Genomic DNA, 19,255 nt, shown 5'->3' with positions numbered 1-19,255 from the left:
TTGTACCTTAGCCGTATAGATTTCTTGCAAGGAATATTTAATTCATTATTAACTATTTAAAAATTAAAAAAATGTCAAAACAAATTCAAGATCCTCAAACCGGAGAGTTTATTACGTTGGTTCCTGTTACGCATTGGTATAATGGAGACGATATGTCTGATACCTATGTAGACGATATTCTTTATTTTAAAGGAGAAACAACAGACGATTATGATTATTATATAAGATATATTGAAGATCATATCAATGTAAAATGGTTTGGAGCAAAAGGTGATGGCAGTGATGCTACGGCAAGCATTCAGCATGCATTTAACTATCTTATTGACATGTGCAAATACCGTCTTGAACCTGATTCTTATCATCAACTGTGTTGTCTTATTCCTGATGGCCGATATAAGATCACAAGTACTTTATTGTTTCCTAAATCCTGCACCTTAAAAGGAGAATCTAAGCACGGAACCGTACTCTTTACAGAGAATGCTAATATCTCCGTGATATTCCCGACTGAAAAAGGAACTACGGCCAATGATCACTGGCATCAGGACTCCGAAGCACCTGATTTTGTCTATTCCAATACCGGAGAAGAGTTTACTAATATTTCGGATTTAACAATTGCCGGACCGAATTACGGAATCAATCCTTCCATAGAGAGAGGAGTTCTTAATAATTTCAGCAACGGGATTATTATTCAGAATACGGATAAATTCATCCTTCAGAATCTTCATATTGAAGGTTTTGAAAATGCGGCAATTCAAGTGAATAACTCTTATTATATCAATATAGAAAATTCAACATTTTTCAATAATAAAATTGGCTTACTTGCTGATGGAGTTTCAACGACCATGGAAGTTTCCCATTCCGTATTCAGACTTAATTCTGTAGGATTGTCATTTTCCAGTTCTTACGGCTGCAGTATTACAAATACTATTATTGAGAGTAATATTGCCAACTATCTTCGACTGCTGGATATTAACAGATCACCGTATATTTCGTCAGGAATCGGTGTTCTGATGAATAATTGTAAAAGTATTAGTTTCGACGGATGCTATATAGAGAATCATATCGTTGGTGTAGTTCTGGATAATTCTCACAGTAATGTTTTCTGCAATAGTTTCTTATCACCTTCCAGCAATAATGCTAATACGTATGTTACCTGGTTTTACGGCAGCAATTCATCCTACAATAAATTTGCTAACAATCACTATTTGAGTTCCAATACGTCATTATATCCTGCATTTACATTTTTTGTTTTTCAGAAAGATTCTTCTAAGGGCAATGTATTTGAGCTTACGATGAAAGACCATCTTGATTCCTTTATTTCTCAAAACGCTGCTGAGTTTACAGAATTCAGGACACTAGGATTAACCCAGAATGCTCCTAAATTTACCTGTACCGGAGCCAATGAACAGTTTATTGATGCCGAAAGAAGGTTCATTATCGATAAAACCTTTGGCTCAACTTCAGAAAGACCAACGGTAAATCTGTATAAAGGACAGCACTATTTTGATTCTACTCTTGGAAAACCTATTTTCTGGCAAGGCGTTAAATGGGTAAAAGCTGACGGAACAGATGCCTAATATAATACATCCTCATCACCCGATGAGGATTTTTTTGTACATAGAGATTACAAGGATCTGCACAATAACGATTATTCCTAATTTTAATAAAAAAGATTTCTTTGATATTTTGTGCCTGAATACAGCCATTCCCAGCAAAGCTCCGACAGTGCCACCTAAAAACGTAACCGATAACAAAGTGAATTCTGAAATTCTTCGCTGGTGTTTTACAGCCTTACGTTTATCAATCCCGAAGAGGATAAAGCTAAAGATGTTGAAGAGTAGCACAATATAAAACATTCCTGCAAATCTAAAATAAAAAAGAGAGCTTTTACACCCTCTTCCTTAATTTCACACACACGCATTGTACTGGCAAGGATCTTCAACAGGTGGTTCACCACATATAAAATCAAACTCACCGCAGTTGGTTGATGAGCCTGTAGCCCAACCCCACTGCACTACACACGTTTCCGGGTTTTTGCATCTTACCATTCCTCTTACGATTCCACCCTGAATGGTTTTCATCTCACCTCTTGAAACTTTTTTCAAATTTTTCATGATTTATTATTTATGGTTTAAGTGATAAATGTATGAAAAAAAATTACACAAAAAATATTTTCACGAAAAGTAATTCATTTTTTATTGAATTAATTACTTTTTACGAATCCCTATATTACAACACTTTACATGCATATTCCAATCAATAGCTTGTGAAAAAAAATTACGAAAATTGATGTTTGTCCCGGTAATTTACCCGTTTTACCGTGCCGTCAATAATTTTTATCTTTACCCTTTAAAAAAATCAGACCATGACCATACACGATATTGTCGGAACTTATACCATACAGGGCAGCAATCAGGAAGCGACCGATACCGTTTCCTATCACGGCTTCCTCACCCTGTCCCTTGACGAAAACCAGCGTATCATCGCCGAATGGCTGATCGGCGATCATGAGCAGCATGGCACCGGATTTTATAAAGATGGCATTCTGGTGATTAACTTCCGGTATGAAGGCGGAGATCAGGAGGTCTATAAAGGCGTTGCCGTCTACCGCTGGATCAGTCCGGATGTGCTGGATGGCTTCTGGTCTGAGAAGCATGGAGATCCGAGGTTTCTGGGGAGTGAGTACTGTGTAAGGATTCGAGGTGCGGAGTTTTTGAATTGATTCACCGTAATATTCTTTTGTCCTGAAATCGAAGATTCGACGTAGTCAAACAAAAGAATCAAAAATTCAAGACCTCAAAACTTTTTTAACGCTACAAATTAAGCCGTGCTAAAAAGTTTAAACTTGCGCGAATTCCATGTGAGGTTCTCCGATTCAGTATGGGTGTCGCGCTTCAAACAGAAAACTTTTTTGGTGGCCTTCGCATTTTAATTTGTTTAACGCTAAAAGTTTAATGGTCAGTTAGGACCAGAGCAACAAATCTCCTCAGACAGATAAATCTTAGCCGTCACTTCGAGTGATTTTTCGAACAAAAATTGTATCGAGAAGTATAAAGGCGGCGATCAGTTTAAAAAATGTTGCCGAATCTTCATCCAAAAGTATCACGCAGATTGCGCAGATCTTTTTGTATGAAAGCAAAGATGAATTTTTATGCCGCTGATTTTTAGGAGGTAAAGGCAAATAAATTTGCTCTGCGAAGCTCATATGTATGCTTCATCATTCAGCTTACTGATTCATTCTTTGCTCTCTCAACATATGCAGGTTTAAACAAAACTTTTTGCGTTAAATAGTCTCACGTAGATTTTGCAGATGTTTTTTGTGTCAATCAATGCTATCACAGTCGTCAGTTGGATTTTTGCAGCACAGCGGAGAAAAATTTATCGATAACTTCTGAGTACGGCCGAATAGTAGCACAACTTCTCGATACGCTTTTTCAAAGCTACTCGAAGTGACGTTTTGATTTACAAAATACAAGCATCTGTCCGTCAGTTCGAGTAAAATTCTGAAAGAATTTTGTATCGAGAACCTGTGAAATTCTGATAGCCCCTTGTATCGGTACACGAATTTCCAACCGCCCGCCTCCATCACCCAACCTGGTCACGTTTAAATATTTTTTGAAAAATTGTACTGGAAAATTGATATTCTCATCACCACATGGATTGCATTACTATAAGAGCAGACTATTCGTTGACAGTAAAGACTACAGCAGTAATATGGGCAAAAAAACTTCCATCTCCTATCTCCCATCATCCAGCCTCTCCCCTTTCCAAAATAACTTGTGCCGCATCCAGCATTTTCTGCAGGCGCAGGAAGGGTTTAATACGGTTCCCTTCCGGGTAATCTCCGTAAGGTCCTAAAGAAAAATAGGTAATCCCGGTGATGAAATGATCGAATGCTGCCAGGCGACAATCCTCAAACGCTCTCCGGAATACCAGAAATGGATCTGCATATTCCTCATCTGACAAAGCGCCCTGCATGATGGGCGAAAGACGTTCCGGCAGATGGCTGAGCGTATATTTTTCTGTCGTCCTGCTGAGGTGATGAGCCGCCCGGATAAAAGACCGAAGTGAAAGATAGAAGTGAAAGACCACAGAAGGGTCCTTCTCAGAAAGCACCTTCCGTTTCACCGCATACACTATCATGGAAGAGAGCCGTTCTTTCGCCTCGCTCAGAGAATATTTGCTGAAGAACACTCCAAACAATTGCAGCGGGCAACTTCCGGTAGTTCCCGCCCAGAATGAGGCTTCAAAATCTGTTTTCTTTTTTTTCATAGCAGTTGGTTTTCGATGCGAAGTACCGCAAGTGCGGCCAGATATTCTATTCGTGCGGTGAATATTATAGTTACGGGATTAGGATTTTTACCGGATAATTGTTAGCTTTACCCTTTCGATTTATCACTTAACCGCCGTATCTTTACAGCACATCAAAAATAAAAACACATGGAACAAAAAATACATCAGGGACGCAACGTCAAACGCTTCAGAGAAATGCTTGGCATCAAGCAGGAAGCCTTAGCCTTCGACCTCGGCGAAGACTGGAACCAAAAGAAAATATCCCTCCTCGAACAAAAGGAGGTCATCGAAGATCCCCTCCTTCAAAAAATATCCGAAGTCCTGAAAATCCCTGTGGAAGCCTTTCAGAATTTTGATGAGGAGCAGGCGATTAATATCATTTCAAATACCGTTAATAACAGCGACCATGCTTCCGGAAATTCTTTATTCAGCTACTATCCTACCGTAAATCCTATTGAAAAATGGATTGAAGCTTTGGAAGAGATTAAACGGCTGAATGTGGAGTTGCTGAAGGCTAAAGATGAGCAGATTAAATTGATGGAGAAGTTATTACAAGATAAATAGATAAATCCTGAGAGTGGTCTCAGGATTTAAATTGAATGATTATTATAATTTCATAGTTTAGAGAATAGTTTGTGATTGCTCTTATTCTTATTTATAAATGATTATCTCGATAAAGAAATTAAGAAATCATCAAGAATATCAGAAAGATAATCACTTGGATTGTCACCAGAATCTTTCATTTGCAACATTCTATCAAGGTCTTTATTATTAAGAATTATAATTAATTTACCATGTTCTTTTAATGCTCCTTTTGATGCTTTTAAAGCTTGAGGTTGTCCACCTTCGCGACTTATGATAAAAGCAACTGACCTAAGACCACGCAGATAAAGATATCGTTCTGTTGTATAAATTTGGTCTTGTCCAATCGGATCATTATAATTTTTGAATTCAAAAAGTATGTATCGCGTTTGAAATGATTGAACTAGACTTGACCAAAATGAGCTTTGCCCAATAATTCTGCAAATCATATCAAAACGGCTTAATTCATCATCAGTAGCTTTTTGTGTATTCCAATTACTAAGTTCATCTTCAAACAGATATTTTAAAATTTCAATACATTTAAGTTCGTATGGTCTCCAGCCTTTTTTTCCTGTAGGAATTTCAACTAGTTCAGTATACAAAGTTTTTCCGGCAGTTTTTATATCGATTACAGTATTTTGCAAATTAGGAAAATTAAATAGGTTTAGAAAATCTTCAGCAGTTTTTTCACTCTGAATAACCTTATCAAAAACGTTTTCAATATCTACTCCTTGTTTTGCTTTTAATAATAGCTTCTCGAAACGTTCTAAAAGCAAATCATCCTTTAGTACTTTTTTTATTAAATAATAAATGTCTGATCTATCCCAAATTGATATTCCATAATCTTCACTTATTACTTTTTTAAATTCCTGGGTTAAGTAAGATGATACTATAAGTAATCCGGTTGTGTTTTCATCAGAATATATTTGAAGTTTATCAAATAGTCTTAAAATAGCGTTTTTTATATTACTTATACTAACTCTATCATCACGATAAAATTTTACTTCAGCCCATGTTGATAAACCATTTTTTATACAAATAAGATCAACTTCAAGAGATGAGTCATGTTGAATGACAACCTCGATATCAGCTTCAAAATCAAATTTAATAAAAACATCTTGAAGAAGTTTTTCAAATTCATATCCTAAATACGCATAATTCATAATTAAAATTTATTTTTAGCCGTTATAAACGTCTATACTTTAATTTAGTGTTGAAAAATTATAGTTCATTTTTTAGCTAAATGTTTGTTCTAAAACTAGATCTTGAACATTCTGAATTGAAGCTCTCATATTATACTTTTCAAATTTATAGCTCATATATCTTGAGATAAAATCATCATGTGTCGAAAGTATTATTTGATAATCTGCAAATTCATTTCTAAGCAGTTCCACAAAAGAGTGTACATTCAGATTATCCATAGTTTGAATAGGATCGTCGATCGCTAAAAACTTAAAGTTCTCATTAGTATTATAAACCTTATTTAAAGATAAGCAAAATGCTAAAGACACAACAGCCATCTGTCCTGCACTTAAATGAAATACAATATCGTGATCTGAATCTTTTCCGGTTTTTAATACAACATTATTTCGTTGTCCAGTTGCCAGAATATCAATGAAAATTCCAAATCCTTGCTGATAGTTTTGTAATATCTTTCCTGAATATATAAAAAAAGGAATCTTAATTTTTTCAATCATTTCCACTTTATGATTCTTGATAGTGGAAAATATAGTTGTATTAAGGGACTCTATATGATTATACACAGAGGTAAGTTTTTCGCCTCTTTCTTTTAAAAAAGAAAGTCTTTCATTAGATAACAATTGAAACTTCAATTGCAGATATTGTTTTTTCTGCTCAAGTAAATCAGCAGAAATTAATTTAATTCTTTCTTCATCACTATCGAAATACATAGAATAAAATTCTTTGTTATTGATCTTTTGAGAATCGTATCTATATCTATTTAACAAATCGTTTTCAAGAAAATTCTTCAACTCCTTCTTTTTAACATCAAATTCCGATATTTCACTTGGTAAAATACTAAGGTAGATACCATCCGAAAATCCCAAATCTAATTTGAAAAAACGCTCTTTAATACTATTAATAGAATTTTGTAAATTAGGATAATTACGTATAAGTTCAATAATATTTTGGTTTATCTGTAAATTTTCTTTTAAGAATTTTTCAACATCATTTTTAATAGTTCGATGAAATAACTTTAATGTTTCAAGTAATTTCTGTTTTTCATCGATCTTATTTTGATTAAACTTTGTTAAATTTTCTAACTGCTTCTCGTATGCTTGAATAAGTTGTTCAAAATTTGAGAAATCAGAATTACAAAGGGGGCATTGATGGTCTGAAAGATGATTATTATCTAATGCGTTATTATAATGGCTCCAAACCATCTGATTTGCTGAGATTAAATTAGAAATGATTACACCGATTTCCCCTAGTTCAGTATTAATATCAGTAATTTGGTTTTCCAACATTTCATATTTTTCTTTTTGATCGTCATCAAAAAACTCTTGGATATTTTCCTTTGTAATGAATTGATCATCTTCTAAATCTAAAATTTTCTGATATCGCAGTATTTTCTGATTGTTACTGCTAACCTGATCTAATAGGCTTCCAGTATAGATGTTAGAAATAAGTAATGAATTTAGTAGAAAATCATTTACTAAAATTTCATTATTAATCTCATTAAAAATTATTGAATTATTATACTCACTAGTATCAAAAACGTTAATAAAGGTAATTAGTCGATCTACCTGCTCTATATATGAAGGAAAAAAAGTATTTGCTTCTTTAAGATCTTCAAAGGGTTCAATTTTATCAAAATTAATCTCCTTCAGTTCAAATAAATTTTGATATTCTATGCTTTGAAGGCCAAATTGAGAAGATTCTAATATTTCGATCTCTTCATCAATAGTATTTTTTTGCTTTCTGAAATTTTCAACTATTTTTTCAAGTTGCATTTGTTGATTTTCTTCTTTTTCTATATTAAAAAGAAAAGCGAGTGAAGAACCTTTAATATCTTCTCTTTGTTTTAGAAAACGTATACTTTCTTCTTGTTGGATGTAATTGAAAAGATAATATATGGAGTTTAATTCTACATGAGCTTCATCACCAAGAAATAACTGATTAATACTTAATTGATCGACTAAGTTATTTTCGTCAAAAGCTAAAGATTCAAAATTATCATTATTCTCTTCAAGATAAGTGAAGAAAAAACTATGAGAATCCTCAGGAATAAAATCTTTTGCAATAGTGTTTCCCCTTTTAGGAGAATTTACATCATCATATAATTTTGTTATAATAATTTCTTGCCCATTTTTTTCAAGAAGTAATTTAATCATTACATTTTCTCCATCAGTGTTCTGAAAAAATGGTTTATTCCTACTCCTATTTTTTATCTGTACATCTTTAAATGTTTGAATCCTGTCAAATTTACCAGTAATACAAAGTTCTAGTGCCTCAAAAATTGTCGTTTTTCCGAAACCATTAGGACCAGATAGAATTTGATTACGGTTTCCATTTTTCTGAAAATCTACTATTATTTGATTTTTAATACCCTTAAAATTATTTATTAAAAGTTTTTTAATTCGGATCATTTGTAAGTAATGTAAATAGGTTATTAATTTCAGATTCACTCTCTTCTGATAAAAAATCAAGATTTTCAATTTGCTCATAAGAGCTTAGTAATTCTTGATATGTATTATAATGATCTTCAAGCTTTATTTTAAGCTTTTCGTCTAAAGTAATAAACTCTTCTTCATTAAATTTTAAGGCTAAAAATGGCAGTTTAATAAATATTTGCAATAGCAAAATATAGTCTTCGTTTTCTTGAGTAAAACCTTTAGTTAAAATATCTTGAAAAATCGTTTTTTTATTTACTGCTTTTTGTAACTGTTCGTTTGTTACAAAATCTGAGTTTTTTTCTAAAGCGTTTTCAGTATAAACAATTACATATTTTTTAACATAAAACTGATCTTCCTCAATCAATAAAATTTGTGACTGTAATTGTTCAATCACTTTTATGTCAACAGCATTAACAAGGATTATAAGAGAACTATTTTTTTCTACCGCAGAAAAGTTCTCTGTAGAGCACAATTCATTAAACTGTGCTAAAAATGCTCGGTACCATTCACTCTCATTTAATGACTCTCTACTTTTTATTGTTTCTAATGTATCAGAATTAATCTCTTTGATAAAAAAGTACGATTTATTTTCTTGATGAAATCCATTGATATCTTCATTAAAAACAAAATCATTATTAGTTAAAATATTTTCAATTAGTGTCTTCATTGGTTAAATTAGTTTTTGCTGTTTCTCTACAGACCAATGCTGTAGAACCATTATATTGCATAAACGCTGTGAAATCTTTTTCCTTATCTTCTTTTTTTCTGATGTCAAAGAAATCAGGATTCAATTCATAAAACGTTCCATTTATTTCCTTGTTTATTATAGATGTCTTTTCCCAAAGTAACTTATGTGAATCAAGATTAGTAAGAATGTTCTTAACAACGTCTTTTGCCTCTTCCTTTTCGTCAATAATAGTAGATAAAATATATCTTACCGAAGAGTATAAAACAGTAAAGTCTTCCTTAACAAGGTCTGGATAAATATTCGGTATACCAAGCAACAATTTGAAGAAAACCTGCTTTAAACCATCTTCATTGTATGTAGAGTGGGTAATATGTTGGTTTTTGGGATTTCGATTTAAACTTAAACGGCGGATAAATAGTAAAAAATCAGTATCTGAAAAACTATGATAAATCTGATCAATCAATAAATCAATATCTGATATTTCATCATCTGATAATGATGATTTTTTTAAAGCCTCATAATAAAGCTCATAAAACATGTTTCTGCATATATAGCTTTCATTTTGTGATATATCTTTCGAATCATTGATTATATCAAATATATCTTTAAAACTGAATTGAATCTCATATTCATTTTTAGAATCTTTAGTAGCATGTTCAGTTCTTATTTTTAAGTCAAGTTCGAAGGTCAATCGTTTTAATGACATATTTGCGGAACCATTATTTCCAGCAAGAAAATCGTCACTAACTAATTCTGCAATTATTAAGTTCGAAATTTGATCTGCACCACAGAAAAAAATATTGTGATTATATTCATATCTTTTGATACTTTTAGGATTTCCACCTACAGATGAGAAATCATTATCTGTAGGCCAATTGCCTATATTTTCTACAGTATGCAAAAAATTGTCGGAATCACACCACTGACCAGGTTCATAAGTTCCTGTTTCAATCTTTTTTCCGTTAGCATCTTTTAATATTTTTCCACTGGCGTCAAGTTCATAAATCGGAACACCAGTAAAAACTGATTTGTAAGTACTTAATAAATGCCCTTGTGAATAATATGCTTTAACTTGATGAACAGAGATTAATTCTTTGGTTGCGCCTGCTATTTGTTTTGAAATAGCAACATCCTCATTATTTTCATATTCTAAATAGTGAATATTAAATTCATTTCGTTTTCCTGCCAATATTAGCTTACGCATATCTCGAAGAGCAACAAGAATCCCAACATATCCTTGGTGAGAATATCCGCTCCAGCTTGCGGTAGCATTTCTATTACCCATAGATTAAAAGTTTATTGAATTTATTGTTATATTTTTAGCTTTTATTCAAATCTGAGATATCTCGATTTACCGACAATTTCAACATAAACGAATTTGGGAGTAACCTGTGCATAAAATGAAAGCGCACAGCAGACGGTGCTTAATAAGAACAGTTTTTTCATGGTTGAAAGTTTTGTCAAATATAAATAAAAAGCCATTCATACGACAAGGAAAACCGTAATTCTATAGACGGTGACTGAACATTGTTCCATCCGTACAAACACCTAACCCCCATTTTAGTCATTTCCACGGACTTCACCATCACCATTTATCCCGAACTTTACTTTGTTTTTGAAGGGATAAGCAATCAGCCATCTTCCTGCAAAAACACACCCATAACCAAGAACAACGACTAAAACCAAATACACCATGAACAATCCAAGTTTAGACGCTTACCAGCAGGTATTCGGGATGGCCTGCCTTGTAGGCCGTGCCGGCGGGTACAAAGGGACCGCCAGTGAATTGCAGGAACAGCTGCAGTATGACCTTTCTTTCTATCTGAGTAATGTTCCGCCTGTAACGAGTATGAAACAGACCGTTCCATCAACCGCTGATCCATCTGTTACGCCCGTATTAGGAAACTGGAAACTGGTTTGGGGACCGGCTCTAGTGGAAATGAACCAGGATGGCGTTGCCGACAATGCTGTATTCGTAGTACAATGTGATGCCGTGTCATTTCCGGGAGGACCTGTGATGCCTGCGTATGTGGTAGCCATTGCCGCCACCAACCCGGACTCGCTATACGACTGGGAATCGGAAGACTTTGCCGTTTCTGAAGTCGTGAATTGGACTACCTATAATCCATCAAGCTTTACAACAGAGCCGTATAAAAATACAGTACCGTTTATTTCTAAAGGCACTGCAACAGGGATCAGCAACCTGATGGGACTGATCACTCCGGCAACCGCCGCAGCACCAAACACGTCGCTCGAAAACTTCCTGAGCAACCTGAAACCTGATCCGAATACCGCCATTATTTTCTGTGGTCACAGCCTTGCCGGAGCCTTGTCTCCTACCCTTGCGCTCTACCTCAAGGAGCAGAAAAAACTGGATGCTTTCGATCTTACCCTGGTATATCCTACCGCAGGACCAACACCGGGAGAAGTGAACTTTGCCAATCTTTTCAATCAGACTTTTCCAGCTTTACCATCCGGCTGGAAGCCACAATCTCTCCCTTATCAAAGCTGGAACACCATGCACTGGAATGACCTTGACGTCGTGCCTCACGCATGGCAAAAACAGGATCTTCAAATGGTAGCCAACCTTTATGGTCACTCCCCGGACCGCTGGACCGCTTTTGCATTAAGTGCCCTCCAGACTTTTGCGGTTTACGATGCTGCAAAATCAGGTGCCCCTTATACGAGAGTTCAAAATGCTTCGTTACCGGGAACCCTTCAGCATTCGAATGGAAAATCCACTATTAATGTCCCGCCGCAGTCGATGCAGGATTATGTAGAACAATTGTTCATCCAGCATGTGGAAATATATTCCGGGATTCCGGCCAACGAATCGACTCCTGCCGTGACCGGACTTATCCTGCCGCAGCCTTTACCTCAAACAAAGTTAGACGGACTGGTAAAAGGGGTATCCAAAATTACCAAAGATGAAATGATCGCCAGAATTATTGTTCAGATCATCAGCTGGATTTCGTCCCGCGCCTTGACGGCCATGAAACCCGCCATGGAAGTGTAAAACAACTTCAGATATATTGATTTCATATAAAAACCACCTGTTGCAGCATTGTTGCGGCGGGTGGTTTTGGATTGATGACTTCGGCTCCGCTCAGCCACCAATCCTCATTTACATTTTCAATGAACCTACATAGAAACGTCAAAACCTTTAACAGCGACAACCATAAACGATAACCGTAGCAATCAAAAGTACACTGGTTAAGCGGTCACGGTGGCTGAGCGGAGCCGAAGCCACACTCCCCGCAAGCAGCCCTAAGGTTCTTTTTTTAAGAACCGCCAATGGGTTTCATTTATACATTCTGCTGCTTTTTTAAGTTCTTCATCCCAGCCGCCAATCAACGCTTCCTTCTTTTTCCGGCTCCAGCCCTGGATTTGTTTTTCACGGTAGAAAGCAACATCAATCCGTTCATACTCTTCATAATAAATCAGCTGTACAGGCAATCGCTTTTTAGTATGGTTGGATCCTTCGCCGGACTGGTGCTGTTGTATTCTGCGTTCGAGATCGTTGGTGCTTCCGGTGTAATAGCTGCCGTCGGAGCAGAGGAGAATATACATCCATCCTTTCATCATTGTGGTATTTTAATTTTAAAGATAAAAACTTTTTGGAATATTGGGTTACTCCGCCTTCGAGAACCTCAGGCATCGTTTGATGCAACGGTTATGTCATACTAATATCTCAAAGGTGGCTGAGGCTCTCGAAGCCAAAAATCTCCACCCGTATGGGTGGAGATGGCTTGTGATCAGATCATGGTAAGGGCGCCGAGGTGGAGACTATTAGAAGCCGAAGTCCCTTTGAGATTATGAAGATAGCTCCATACCTGGACCTCTTTCCCGGCATACGCTGTGGGAAGTGTGACCTCTTTCGTCAGATCGGTGCGAACGGCTACGGATTCAAAGATTTCAAAACGGTCCAGTTCCTCGCAGTAGCAGATCACGTTGACAGTGTCGGTTTCCGAAGCGTTGCCCTGGGTGGAATTATTCTCCCACGTCAGCCGGATGACATGGCCTGTTTGCGGCTGGGCGGTGATGTTCTGAAAACCGGTAAGGTCGCCTTTGGTGATCAGCACCTTGTTGTACACCAGTTCGGGAACATCGCCTGCCATCTGTACCGCCTCACTGATGGTGTAGGATACCGCCATATTCACTCTGGATTTTGATCCGCTCCCCGATCCGAAATATTTCGTCTGAATACTTTTGAGCGGCTGGAGAAAGGCGATGACCATTTTGAATTTCTCCTGCTGAAGCTGCTGCTTCTCACTCGGTGGTCTGTTGCTGGGTTTGGGGATACTCCTGATGATATCCTGTCCGCGCCAGTTAGCGCCTACAATTGTTCCTACTTTGCCTGAAAATCCTCCCAGGATTCCTTTGGTTATTCTTGCCATCTTTTTGTATTTTTAAGATTAGTGAAACGAAGATAGAACGGAATTTCACATTTTCAAGCACTTGTGAAAGCGATGACCGGTTTTGACGCTTTTTGACCGGTTTTGACCGGTTTCCGAGGTACTTTCTTCGGGTCTTCTTCGGATCACCTTCGGGTCGGCTTCGGAAAAACGGTACTTTTTCCGAAGAGCTTCCGAAGAACGCCCGAAGGATTGCAGGAAAATATGACGGGTTTTGACCGGTGACTTACGAACCCTCACCTGCCATTCAAATAAAAAAAATACCCTCATTTTTTGAGGGCACTGTTGAAAAACGATTTCGGATAAAATATTTTCCGTCCGATCCGGACATGTGGAATACTCTGTGATTTCCTGATCCGGAACAAAGTACTGTCGCTGATATTCAGCATTCTTTTGACATCCGCACTGTCGTAATACAAGGAATCCTTCCCATGCGGTTTTTGAAGATTGACCAGAATTTCTGAAAAAACATCCAAAACAAAACGCATCAGATGGTCGTCATACAACGGAACATTGGGTTTATTTCTCATGTTGTGTTTTTTAAAATTAAACAAGAATAATGATCGTTATTTTTTAACTCAAACGTAAGGGATATAAAATTATTGTTCAGGTTTTACTACAAAAAATACCGGCATTAAAGTTTCATTTTTTTCATTTAACCGCTTCTGCTTTATGGTAGAATATTATTCGTTACAACGCCCCTATTTCATCTCAAAATCATCTCAATAACTGAAGTAATAAAATTTTATTCAACGTCATTTTTTAAAGTTTTTTACCAAGATTAATTTTTAACAATGTATCATTGTTTTATGATTTTTTTTCTCTAATTTCGCCCCGGATTTAAAGAATAAGATTTTCACTTCTGAACAAAGAACTGAATATTCATGATCATACGACACGGCTTGTCGTCTCTGAGGAATAGTTTTGTATATCTGATTGAAAAATGATGTTTTTGAATCTAAAATAATAAACAAAAAACCATGATAACAACCATTCATCACAGGGCCATTCTTCCTTATTACAAAAGTATTCTTGCAAACAATTATTCTTTAAGGATGAGGTTTTCCTTATTTTCTTAAGAAAAAACCTTTCTAATTTCGCCAAAAAGATCATAACAGTTTAACCATTCAACACTACGTATGAAAAGACTCTATTCCAGTGCGTTCATCTTATGCACATTCCTGAGCGTTTCTGCTCAGGAAGTCATCTGGCAGAAAGACATCCAATCTTCAACACAGGATTTTCTTTCCCAGATCACCACAACCATCGATCAGCAGTATCTGATAACCGGGAGTTCTATCCCTTCGACAGGCTCAGGGACCACTCCTTCGAGAGCCGCAGGCAAAAGCCAGCTGCCAGCAGCCAACAGCCAGCAACAAAATAACGGTTACGATTTTCATTTGATAAAACTGAATCAGCAGGGAGAAGAAGTCTGGGAAAAGTATTTCTCGGGACAGAATCATGATTTTCTCTCTGCTACGGTGAATACGCAGGAAGGAGGGTTTCTTCTTGCTGGAACGAGTTTCAGTTCGAAAGGCCTGGATAAAAAAGACGATTCCAAGGGCGGATCTGATATCTGGCTGATTCGGATCAATGAATTCGGCGATGAATTGTGGCAGAAAACGATTGGCGGCGCTTCAGATGAAGAAGCCAGAGCGGTGATTCAGACCACGGATATGGGATTTTTTGTGGCGGGGAATGTTGCCTTCGGCTCTGCTCAGGCAACGGGAAAAAATTCCCTTCGAGAGCCTCAGGGAACGGTTGGTTATGGTTCTAAAGATGTTCTGGTGGTACGGTTGGATAAAAACGGAAAAGAATTATCACAATTGGTGTTAGGCGGAAAAGGATTGGATGAGGTGGAGAAAATGATTCCGACGAAAGATGGCGGGGCGTTGTTAGGCGTGTATTCGAGAAGTGCATCCTCCCCCAGCCCCTCCAAAGGAGGGGAGCAAGACGCTTCAACCCAAAATTCAAAATCACTTTCCGGTTATGCAAAGTCTACCGAAAATTTCGGTGAAGGCGATTATTGGATCATTAAGCTTTCCAAAGACGGAAAAGTAGAATGGGAAAAGAACTTTGGAGGTAAAGGAGATGATCATTTGAGAACATTGGCTTTAACTTCTACAGGATATTTGATCGGGGGTGAATCGAGATCGGAAAGATCAGGCAATAAAACCGTCGGCATTGAAGAAGGAACGGATCTGTGGTTGATTTCACTGAATGAAAGAGGAGAAGAGATCTGGCAGAAATCATACAACTTTAAAAACAGGGATGTGCTGATGGGAATGAGTGTGATATCCTCCCCTAACCCCTCCAAAGGAGGGGAACCCGGCAACCTGACTAAAGGCATTTTGCTGGGCGGCTACACCCAGGCTGAAGGACGGATCGAAAGTGATGATGAAACGTTCTGGATGCTGTACCTGGACCAGAACGGAAATGAGCAGTGGAGAAAGCATGTCATTGGAGACAAGAGACAAAGAGAAGAGAGACTTTCGGATATTAAGCTGAATCGGGACGGTTCGATTGTACTAGCCGGAACAAGCGCAGAGGAATTAGGAAAAGAGAACTGGAAAATTGTGAAGCTTGGAGATAAGCAGATTGACCAGCTGATTGAGAAACAGGATATTAAGATCTATCCGAATCCGGTGAGTGAGTATGCTTATGTGGAGATTGGAACCTCCCCCAGCCCCTCCAAAGGAGGGGAGCCTCCGTTCGAAGCGGAAATCACGGTGTATGATATGGGTGGAAGGCAGCTGCAAAGCCTGAAAACCAAAAATAAAGTGACCAAAATTAATACGCAGGCGCTGGTGCAGGGGGCGTATCTGGTAACCGTGAAAACTAATGATAATAAAACAGCAAGTGCTAAACTGATTAAGAAATAAACTAAGATGAAGAACATATTTTTTAGCCTGTTAACAATCACAACCATTGGATTGACAGGAAAAATGTCCGGGCAAACAAATTCTTCTTTGCCCATGGCAGCCTCCTTTCAAAATTATGTAAATGCAGGAGTTTCTCCGGCAACAGGAATTCCTTCCATCAATATTCCTATTTATAATTTAGAAAGTTCAGATACAAATTTTCCGATATCGGTCGCGTTATCTTATCATCCGTACAGTGCTCTTGACGGTAATCCTACGAGTGAGGTAGGATTGGGATGGTCCTTATTTAAGGGAGGAAGCATTAATAGAGCGGTTATAGGGAGTGTCGATGAATCGAAAAATATCAGCGATATTACCGAAAGCGAAGCCGATATTTTTTATTATACGATTCCCGGATATTCAGGAAAATTCAATATCCATAAAAGCAGTTCGGGCAGCGATCTTGTGATTAATAATATCTCGGGAACAAAGTTAAAAATTGAATATACAAGAGATCTCGCCAGTACCAAATTAATTATTAATTCTTTTAAGATCACGGATGACAAAGGCTATCAATATTTCTTTAATGATTATAATATCGGAACGTATTCTACAAATGCAGGAACAAAAAATTATAAAACGGGGTTTGAGCTTAATCAGGTGAAGGATGCCGGTAATCATGAAATTGTCAACTTCACCTATGATAAAAAAGTAAAGTATATTGGCACTTCCACGACTTTAAAATATCAGTATTGCAAAGTAAAAGATATCATTACCTCCAAAGGAAAAATGACGTTTGCCTTCGATTATAATTCATCGTATGACAATAACAGCCTGAACCCGACGAATGATCCTTATTCGGTAAAAAACGTTGTTTTAACAGATAAACAAGGGGCGACGATCTCCAAATATGAATTTGTATATGGAATGCTTGAATCCACAAATAGATCCCTTGCCTCGCTAAAAAAAATGGACAGGAACCTTACTGTCAGTGAACAAACCGATTTTGAATATAATGATATCTATAATACAGATTACGCGGCACAAGCCGGGGGATTTTGCAGTAAGGTAGGAGCCTCTAACAGCTATATTAAAAATCTTTTAAAAAAAATAACCTTCCCTACGAAAGGATATATTATATACGAATTTGAAGCCAACGAAGTATATGGAGACAGAAGCAATGCTAACTATTCTGGTTATAATTTTATGATTGCCCCAACTGTTCAATATTATGGACAAACGATTATTCCTTATAATACTGCGAATTCGTTAACTTATACATTTCAGGTCAATGGAAATTCCGGGTTACAATATCCTGTTTATCTTGAAAGCGGATCAAATCATGACGGTATTATAGATCTTGACAATCCTCCACCGCTTTTAACTTTTACCGTTAAAAATGCTTCCGGCACCATAATGACCAGAACCAATACGACCGATTGCAACACCCCAAATTATAAACTTTATCCCGGAACGTACACCATAACGACAAATAATCCGCCTGATGACGGGAATTTTGTATTAAAGCAGCTCCAATCATTACCCACCCCTTATAACAACAGGTATGTTGAATGGACTGGTGCGAGAATAAAGGCGATACGTTCTTATGATTCCGACGGAACACTGGTAAAGACAAAAAACTATGAATATAACTCTTTTACCAATCCACTGGATGGTACCGGTTTCATGTATGAATCCGAGCTCACAGATCCTACCTCCCTGTCATTAGCATCAAGTTTTATATTGTACAAAAATGTAAAGGAAACCGAAGTGTCCGGAACTCAAAATAACGGATCAATCCAATACAGCTTTAAAATACCTGAAGACTATAAAAATGCTACGGGAAATTACCTTTTCTTCAATCTTACCAGCCAGGCCCTGATGCAGAAGAAAGAAGTACTGAACAGCAGTGGACAGCTTCAGGAAAAAACAGAGTATGAATATACAATCAGTGAAATACCCGGAGCATCCGGACATGCTTTATCATCTAATTATTCATACATTCCCGGATTTGTGCAATATACTAAAGAAACGAATACGGTAAAATATGGAGCATCCAGCCAAGTAACCAGCAATGAGATTACCATAAGCCCGAATAACTTCCAGCAGATCTCCTCAAAACTGACCACACATAACGGAGATATCCAGGAAACATTTACAAAATATGCTTTGGATCTTGCAGATACAAGACTGATCAATGCCAATATGATTTCCGTACCGCTGGAAACCGTGACCAAAGAAAACGGAAGTATCCTTGCAACCAGTAAAACGCTTTTCGGAGATACCAGTCATTTTTACCCCACTTCGGTCATCATAACAGATCTGGCTCAGAATCCTGAAACCCAGATGACCTTTGATGTATATGACAGCAAAGGAAATCTGGTGCAGATAACGGACAAAGCAGGGAACTCTGTAACGACCATTTGGGGATATTACCAGACCCTTCCTATCGCACAGATTACCGGAGCAAAATATAGCGATATAGCTTCTTTCTCCACCATTGCTGCTGCCATTACCGCTTCCAATGCAGATGCGGACAACCCGGCCAATGAAGCCGCATTGCTTACTGCTTTGGAAAACTTACGTCTTGACCCTGCCTTGCAGCAATATTCGATATCCGTATCTGCTTATGACCCATTGGTTGGCGTCACCCATACTGTTTCCTCCAACGGGATCAAACAGAGCTATGAATATGATGCTTCAGGAAGATTATTCAGAGTGAAAAATGCCAGCGGACAGGTCATCAAAGAAAATCAGTATAACTACAAACCTTAACAAAAC

At 37.2% G+C, this 19,255-nt stretch carries 17 protein-coding genes; 6 read left to right on the top strand and 11 right to left on the bottom strand.

Annotated elements, in window-relative coordinates; all coding sequences use genetic code 11:
- Positions 1-71 precede the first annotated feature (71 nt).
- Entirely contained in the window at positions 72-1,577 is a 1,506-nt protein-coding gene (locus ACWNCI_RS03050; protein ID WP_449387148.1) for a glycosyl hydrolase family 28-related protein, read from the top strand.
- A gap of 15 nt (positions 1,578-1,592) precedes the next feature.
- Here ACWNCI_RS03050 and ACWNCI_RS03045 read toward each other — a convergent pair whose 3' ends face one another.
- Together ACWNCI_RS03045 and ACWNCI_RS03040 are read right to left on the bottom strand one after the other, a co-directional pair.
- Complete coding sequence (locus ACWNCI_RS03045; RefSeq protein WP_449387147.1) at positions 1,593-1,856, bottom strand: DUF1294 domain-containing protein; 264 nt, start codon at positions 1,854-1,856, stop codon at positions 1,593-1,595.
- Positions 1,857-1,907: 51 nt separating this feature from the next.
- On the bottom strand, positions 1,908-2,114 hold the full coding sequence (locus ACWNCI_RS03040) for a bacteriocin-like protein (RefSeq protein ID WP_449387146.1): 207 nt from the start codon (positions 2,112-2,114) through the stop codon (positions 1,908-1,910).
- Between the two features lie 251 nt (positions 2,115-2,365).
- Between ACWNCI_RS03040 and ACWNCI_RS03035 the strand changes: the two genes are divergently transcribed.
- Positions 2,366-2,722 (top strand): hypothetical protein, encoded by a 357-nt coding sequence (locus tag ACWNCI_RS03035; RefSeq protein ID WP_449387145.1) that lies wholly within the window; start codon positions 2,366-2,368, stop codon positions 2,720-2,722.
- A gap of 1,025 nt (positions 2,723-3,747) precedes the next feature.
- On the opposite strand, the gene ACWNCI_RS03030 is transcribed toward ACWNCI_RS03035, so the two are convergent.
- Positions 3,748-4,272: a hypothetical protein gene (locus ACWNCI_RS03030; protein WP_449387144.1), complete on the bottom strand. Its 525-nt coding sequence runs from the start codon at positions 4,270-4,272 to the stop codon at positions 3,748-3,750.
- Between the two features lie 168 nt (positions 4,273-4,440).
- On the opposite strand from ACWNCI_RS03030, the gene ACWNCI_RS03025 reads away from it, so the two are divergent.
- Positions 4,441-4,857: a helix-turn-helix domain-containing protein gene (locus tag ACWNCI_RS03025; protein ID WP_449387143.1), complete on the top strand. Its 417-nt coding sequence runs from the start codon at positions 4,441-4,443 to the stop codon at positions 4,855-4,857.
- A gap of 101 nt (positions 4,858-4,958) precedes the next feature.
- Here the strand turns inward: ACWNCI_RS03025 and ACWNCI_RS03020 are convergent, their stop codons facing one another.
- The 5 genes from ACWNCI_RS03020 to ACWNCI_RS03000 all read right to left on the bottom strand — a co-directional run bounded on the left by ACWNCI_RS03020 (position 4,959) and on the right by ACWNCI_RS03000 (position 10,893).
- On the bottom strand, positions 4,959-6,038 hold the full coding sequence (locus ACWNCI_RS03020; RefSeq protein ID WP_449387142.1) for a hypothetical protein: 1,080 nt from the start codon (positions 6,036-6,038) through the stop codon (positions 4,959-4,961).
- Positions 6,039-6,110: 72 nt separating this feature from the next.
- Positions 6,111-8,483, bottom strand: coding sequence for an AAA family ATPase (locus tag ACWNCI_RS03015; protein WP_449387141.1), 2,373 nt, complete (start codon positions 8,481-8,483; stop codon positions 6,111-6,113).
- Entirely contained in the window at positions 8,470-9,177 is a 708-nt protein-coding gene (locus tag ACWNCI_RS03010; RefSeq protein WP_449387140.1) for an ABC-three component system middle component 1, read from the bottom strand. Before ACWNCI_RS03010 ends, ACWNCI_RS03015 begins: the two co-directional genes overlap by 14 nt.
- The gene (locus ACWNCI_RS03005) at positions 9,161-10,483 is read right to left on the bottom strand and encodes an ABC-three component system protein (RefSeq protein ID WP_449387139.1); all 1,323 of its coding nucleotides are present in this window, start codon (positions 10,481-10,483) and stop codon (positions 9,161-9,163) included. Before ACWNCI_RS03005 ends, ACWNCI_RS03010 begins: the two co-directional genes overlap by 17 nt.
- 275 nt (positions 10,484-10,758) lie before the next feature.
- Entirely contained in the window at positions 10,759-10,893 is a 135-nt protein-coding gene (locus ACWNCI_RS03000; protein ID WP_449387138.1) for a hypothetical protein, read from the bottom strand.
- On the opposite strand from ACWNCI_RS03000, the gene ACWNCI_RS02995 reads away from it, so the two are divergent.
- Complete coding sequence (locus ACWNCI_RS02995) at positions 10,892-12,214, top strand: lipase family protein (protein ID WP_449387137.1); 1,323 nt, start codon at positions 10,892-10,894, stop codon at positions 12,212-12,214. The genes ACWNCI_RS03000 and ACWNCI_RS02995 overlap by 2 nt on opposite strands.
- Positions 12,215-12,465: 251 nt before the next feature.
- On the opposite strand, the gene ACWNCI_RS02990 is transcribed toward ACWNCI_RS02995, so the two are convergent.
- The 3 genes from ACWNCI_RS02990 to ACWNCI_RS02980 all read right to left on the bottom strand — a co-directional run bounded on the left by ACWNCI_RS02990 (position 12,466) and on the right by ACWNCI_RS02980 (position 14,143).
- A complete protein-coding gene (locus tag ACWNCI_RS02990) occupies positions 12,466-12,783 on the bottom strand; it encodes a GIY-YIG nuclease family protein (protein ID WP_449387136.1) in 318 nt (105 codons plus the stop codon).
- A gap of 170 nt (positions 12,784-12,953) precedes the next feature.
- Positions 12,954-13,595 (bottom strand): DUF6266 family protein, encoded by a 642-nt coding sequence (locus tag ACWNCI_RS02985; RefSeq protein WP_449387135.1) that lies wholly within the window; start codon positions 13,593-13,595, stop codon positions 12,954-12,956.
- 284 nt (positions 13,596-13,879) lie between these two features.
- Complete coding sequence (locus ACWNCI_RS02980; RefSeq protein WP_449387134.1) at positions 13,880-14,143, bottom strand: helix-turn-helix domain-containing protein; 264 nt, start codon at positions 14,141-14,143, stop codon at positions 13,880-13,882.
- 609 nt (positions 14,144-14,752) lie between these two features.
- Between ACWNCI_RS02980 and ACWNCI_RS02975 the strand changes: the two genes are divergently transcribed.
- Both ACWNCI_RS02975 and ACWNCI_RS02970 read left to right on the top strand, forming a co-directional pair.
- A complete protein-coding gene (locus tag ACWNCI_RS02975; RefSeq protein ID WP_449387133.1) occupies positions 14,753-16,495 on the top strand; it encodes a T9SS type A sorting domain-containing protein in 1,743 nt (580 codons plus the stop codon).
- A gap of 6 nt (positions 16,496-16,501) precedes the next feature.
- Positions 16,502-19,249 carry a hypothetical protein gene (locus ACWNCI_RS02970; RefSeq protein WP_449387132.1) on the top strand — a complete coding sequence of 916 codons (2,748 nt, stop codon included), beginning with the start codon at positions 16,502-16,504 and terminating at the stop codon, positions 19,247-19,249.
- Positions 19,250-19,255 lie beyond the last annotated feature (6 nt).

It is taken from the genome of Chryseobacterium lineare (assembly GCF_977014045.1).
The sequence above is the reverse complement of the archived record's forward strand: the minus strand, read 5'-3'. Positions and strand labels throughout refer to the sequence as shown.

Excerpts from the sequence above, each read along its gene's own strand:
- ACWNCI_RS03050 (WP_449387148.1), top strand. The coding sequence starts at position 72 with ATGTCAAAACAAATTCAAGATCCTCAAACCGGAGAGTTTATTACGTTG.
- ACWNCI_RS03045 (WP_449387147.1), bottom strand. The coding sequence starts at position 1,856 with ATGTTTTATATTGTGCTACTCTTCAACATCTTTAGCTTTATCCTCTTC.
- ACWNCI_RS03040 (WP_449387146.1), bottom strand. The coding sequence starts at position 2,114 with ATGAAAAATTTGAAAAAAGTTTCAAGAGGTGAGATGAAAACCATTCAG.
- ACWNCI_RS03035 (WP_449387145.1), top strand. The coding sequence starts at position 2,366 with ATGACCATACACGATATTGTCGGAACTTATACCATACAGGGCAGCAAT.
- ACWNCI_RS03030 (WP_449387144.1), bottom strand. The coding sequence starts at position 4,272 with ATGAAAAAAAAGAAAACAGATTTTGAAGCCTCATTCTGGGCGGGAACT.
- ACWNCI_RS03025 (WP_449387143.1), top strand. The coding sequence starts at position 4,441 with ATGGAACAAAAAATACATCAGGGACGCAACGTCAAACGCTTCAGAGAA.
- ACWNCI_RS03020 (WP_449387142.1), bottom strand. The coding sequence starts at position 6,038 with ATGAATTATGCGTATTTAGGATATGAATTTGAAAAACTTCTTCAAGAT.
- ACWNCI_RS03015 (WP_449387141.1), bottom strand. The coding sequence starts at position 8,483 with ATGATCCGAATTAAAAAACTTTTAATAAATAATTTTAAGGGTATTAAA.
- ACWNCI_RS03010 (WP_449387140.1), bottom strand. The coding sequence starts at position 9,177 with ATGAAGACACTAATTGAAAATATTTTAACTAATAATGATTTTGTTTTT.
- ACWNCI_RS03005 (WP_449387139.1), bottom strand. The coding sequence starts at position 10,483 with ATGGGTAATAGAAATGCTACCGCAAGCTGGAGCGGATATTCTCACCAA.
- ACWNCI_RS02995 (WP_449387137.1), top strand. The coding sequence starts at position 10,892 with ATGAACAATCCAAGTTTAGACGCTTACCAGCAGGTATTCGGGATGGCC.
- ACWNCI_RS03000 (WP_449387138.1), bottom strand. The coding sequence starts at position 10,893 with ATGGTGTATTTGGTTTTAGTCGTTGTTCTTGGTTATGGGTGTGTTTTT.
- ACWNCI_RS02990 (WP_449387136.1), bottom strand. The coding sequence starts at position 12,783 with ATGATGAAAGGATGGATGTATATTCTCCTCTGCTCCGACGGCAGCTAT.
- ACWNCI_RS02985 (WP_449387135.1), bottom strand. The coding sequence starts at position 13,595 with ATGGCAAGAATAACCAAAGGAATCCTGGGAGGATTTTCAGGCAAAGTA.
- ACWNCI_RS02980 (WP_449387134.1), bottom strand. The coding sequence starts at position 14,143 with ATGAGAAATAAACCCAATGTTCCGTTGTATGACGACCATCTGATGCGT.
- ACWNCI_RS02975 (WP_449387133.1), top strand. The coding sequence starts at position 14,753 with ATGAAAAGACTCTATTCCAGTGCGTTCATCTTATGCACATTCCTGAGC.
- ACWNCI_RS02970 (WP_449387132.1), top strand. The coding sequence starts at position 16,502 with ATGAAGAACATATTTTTTAGCCTGTTAACAATCACAACCATTGGATTG.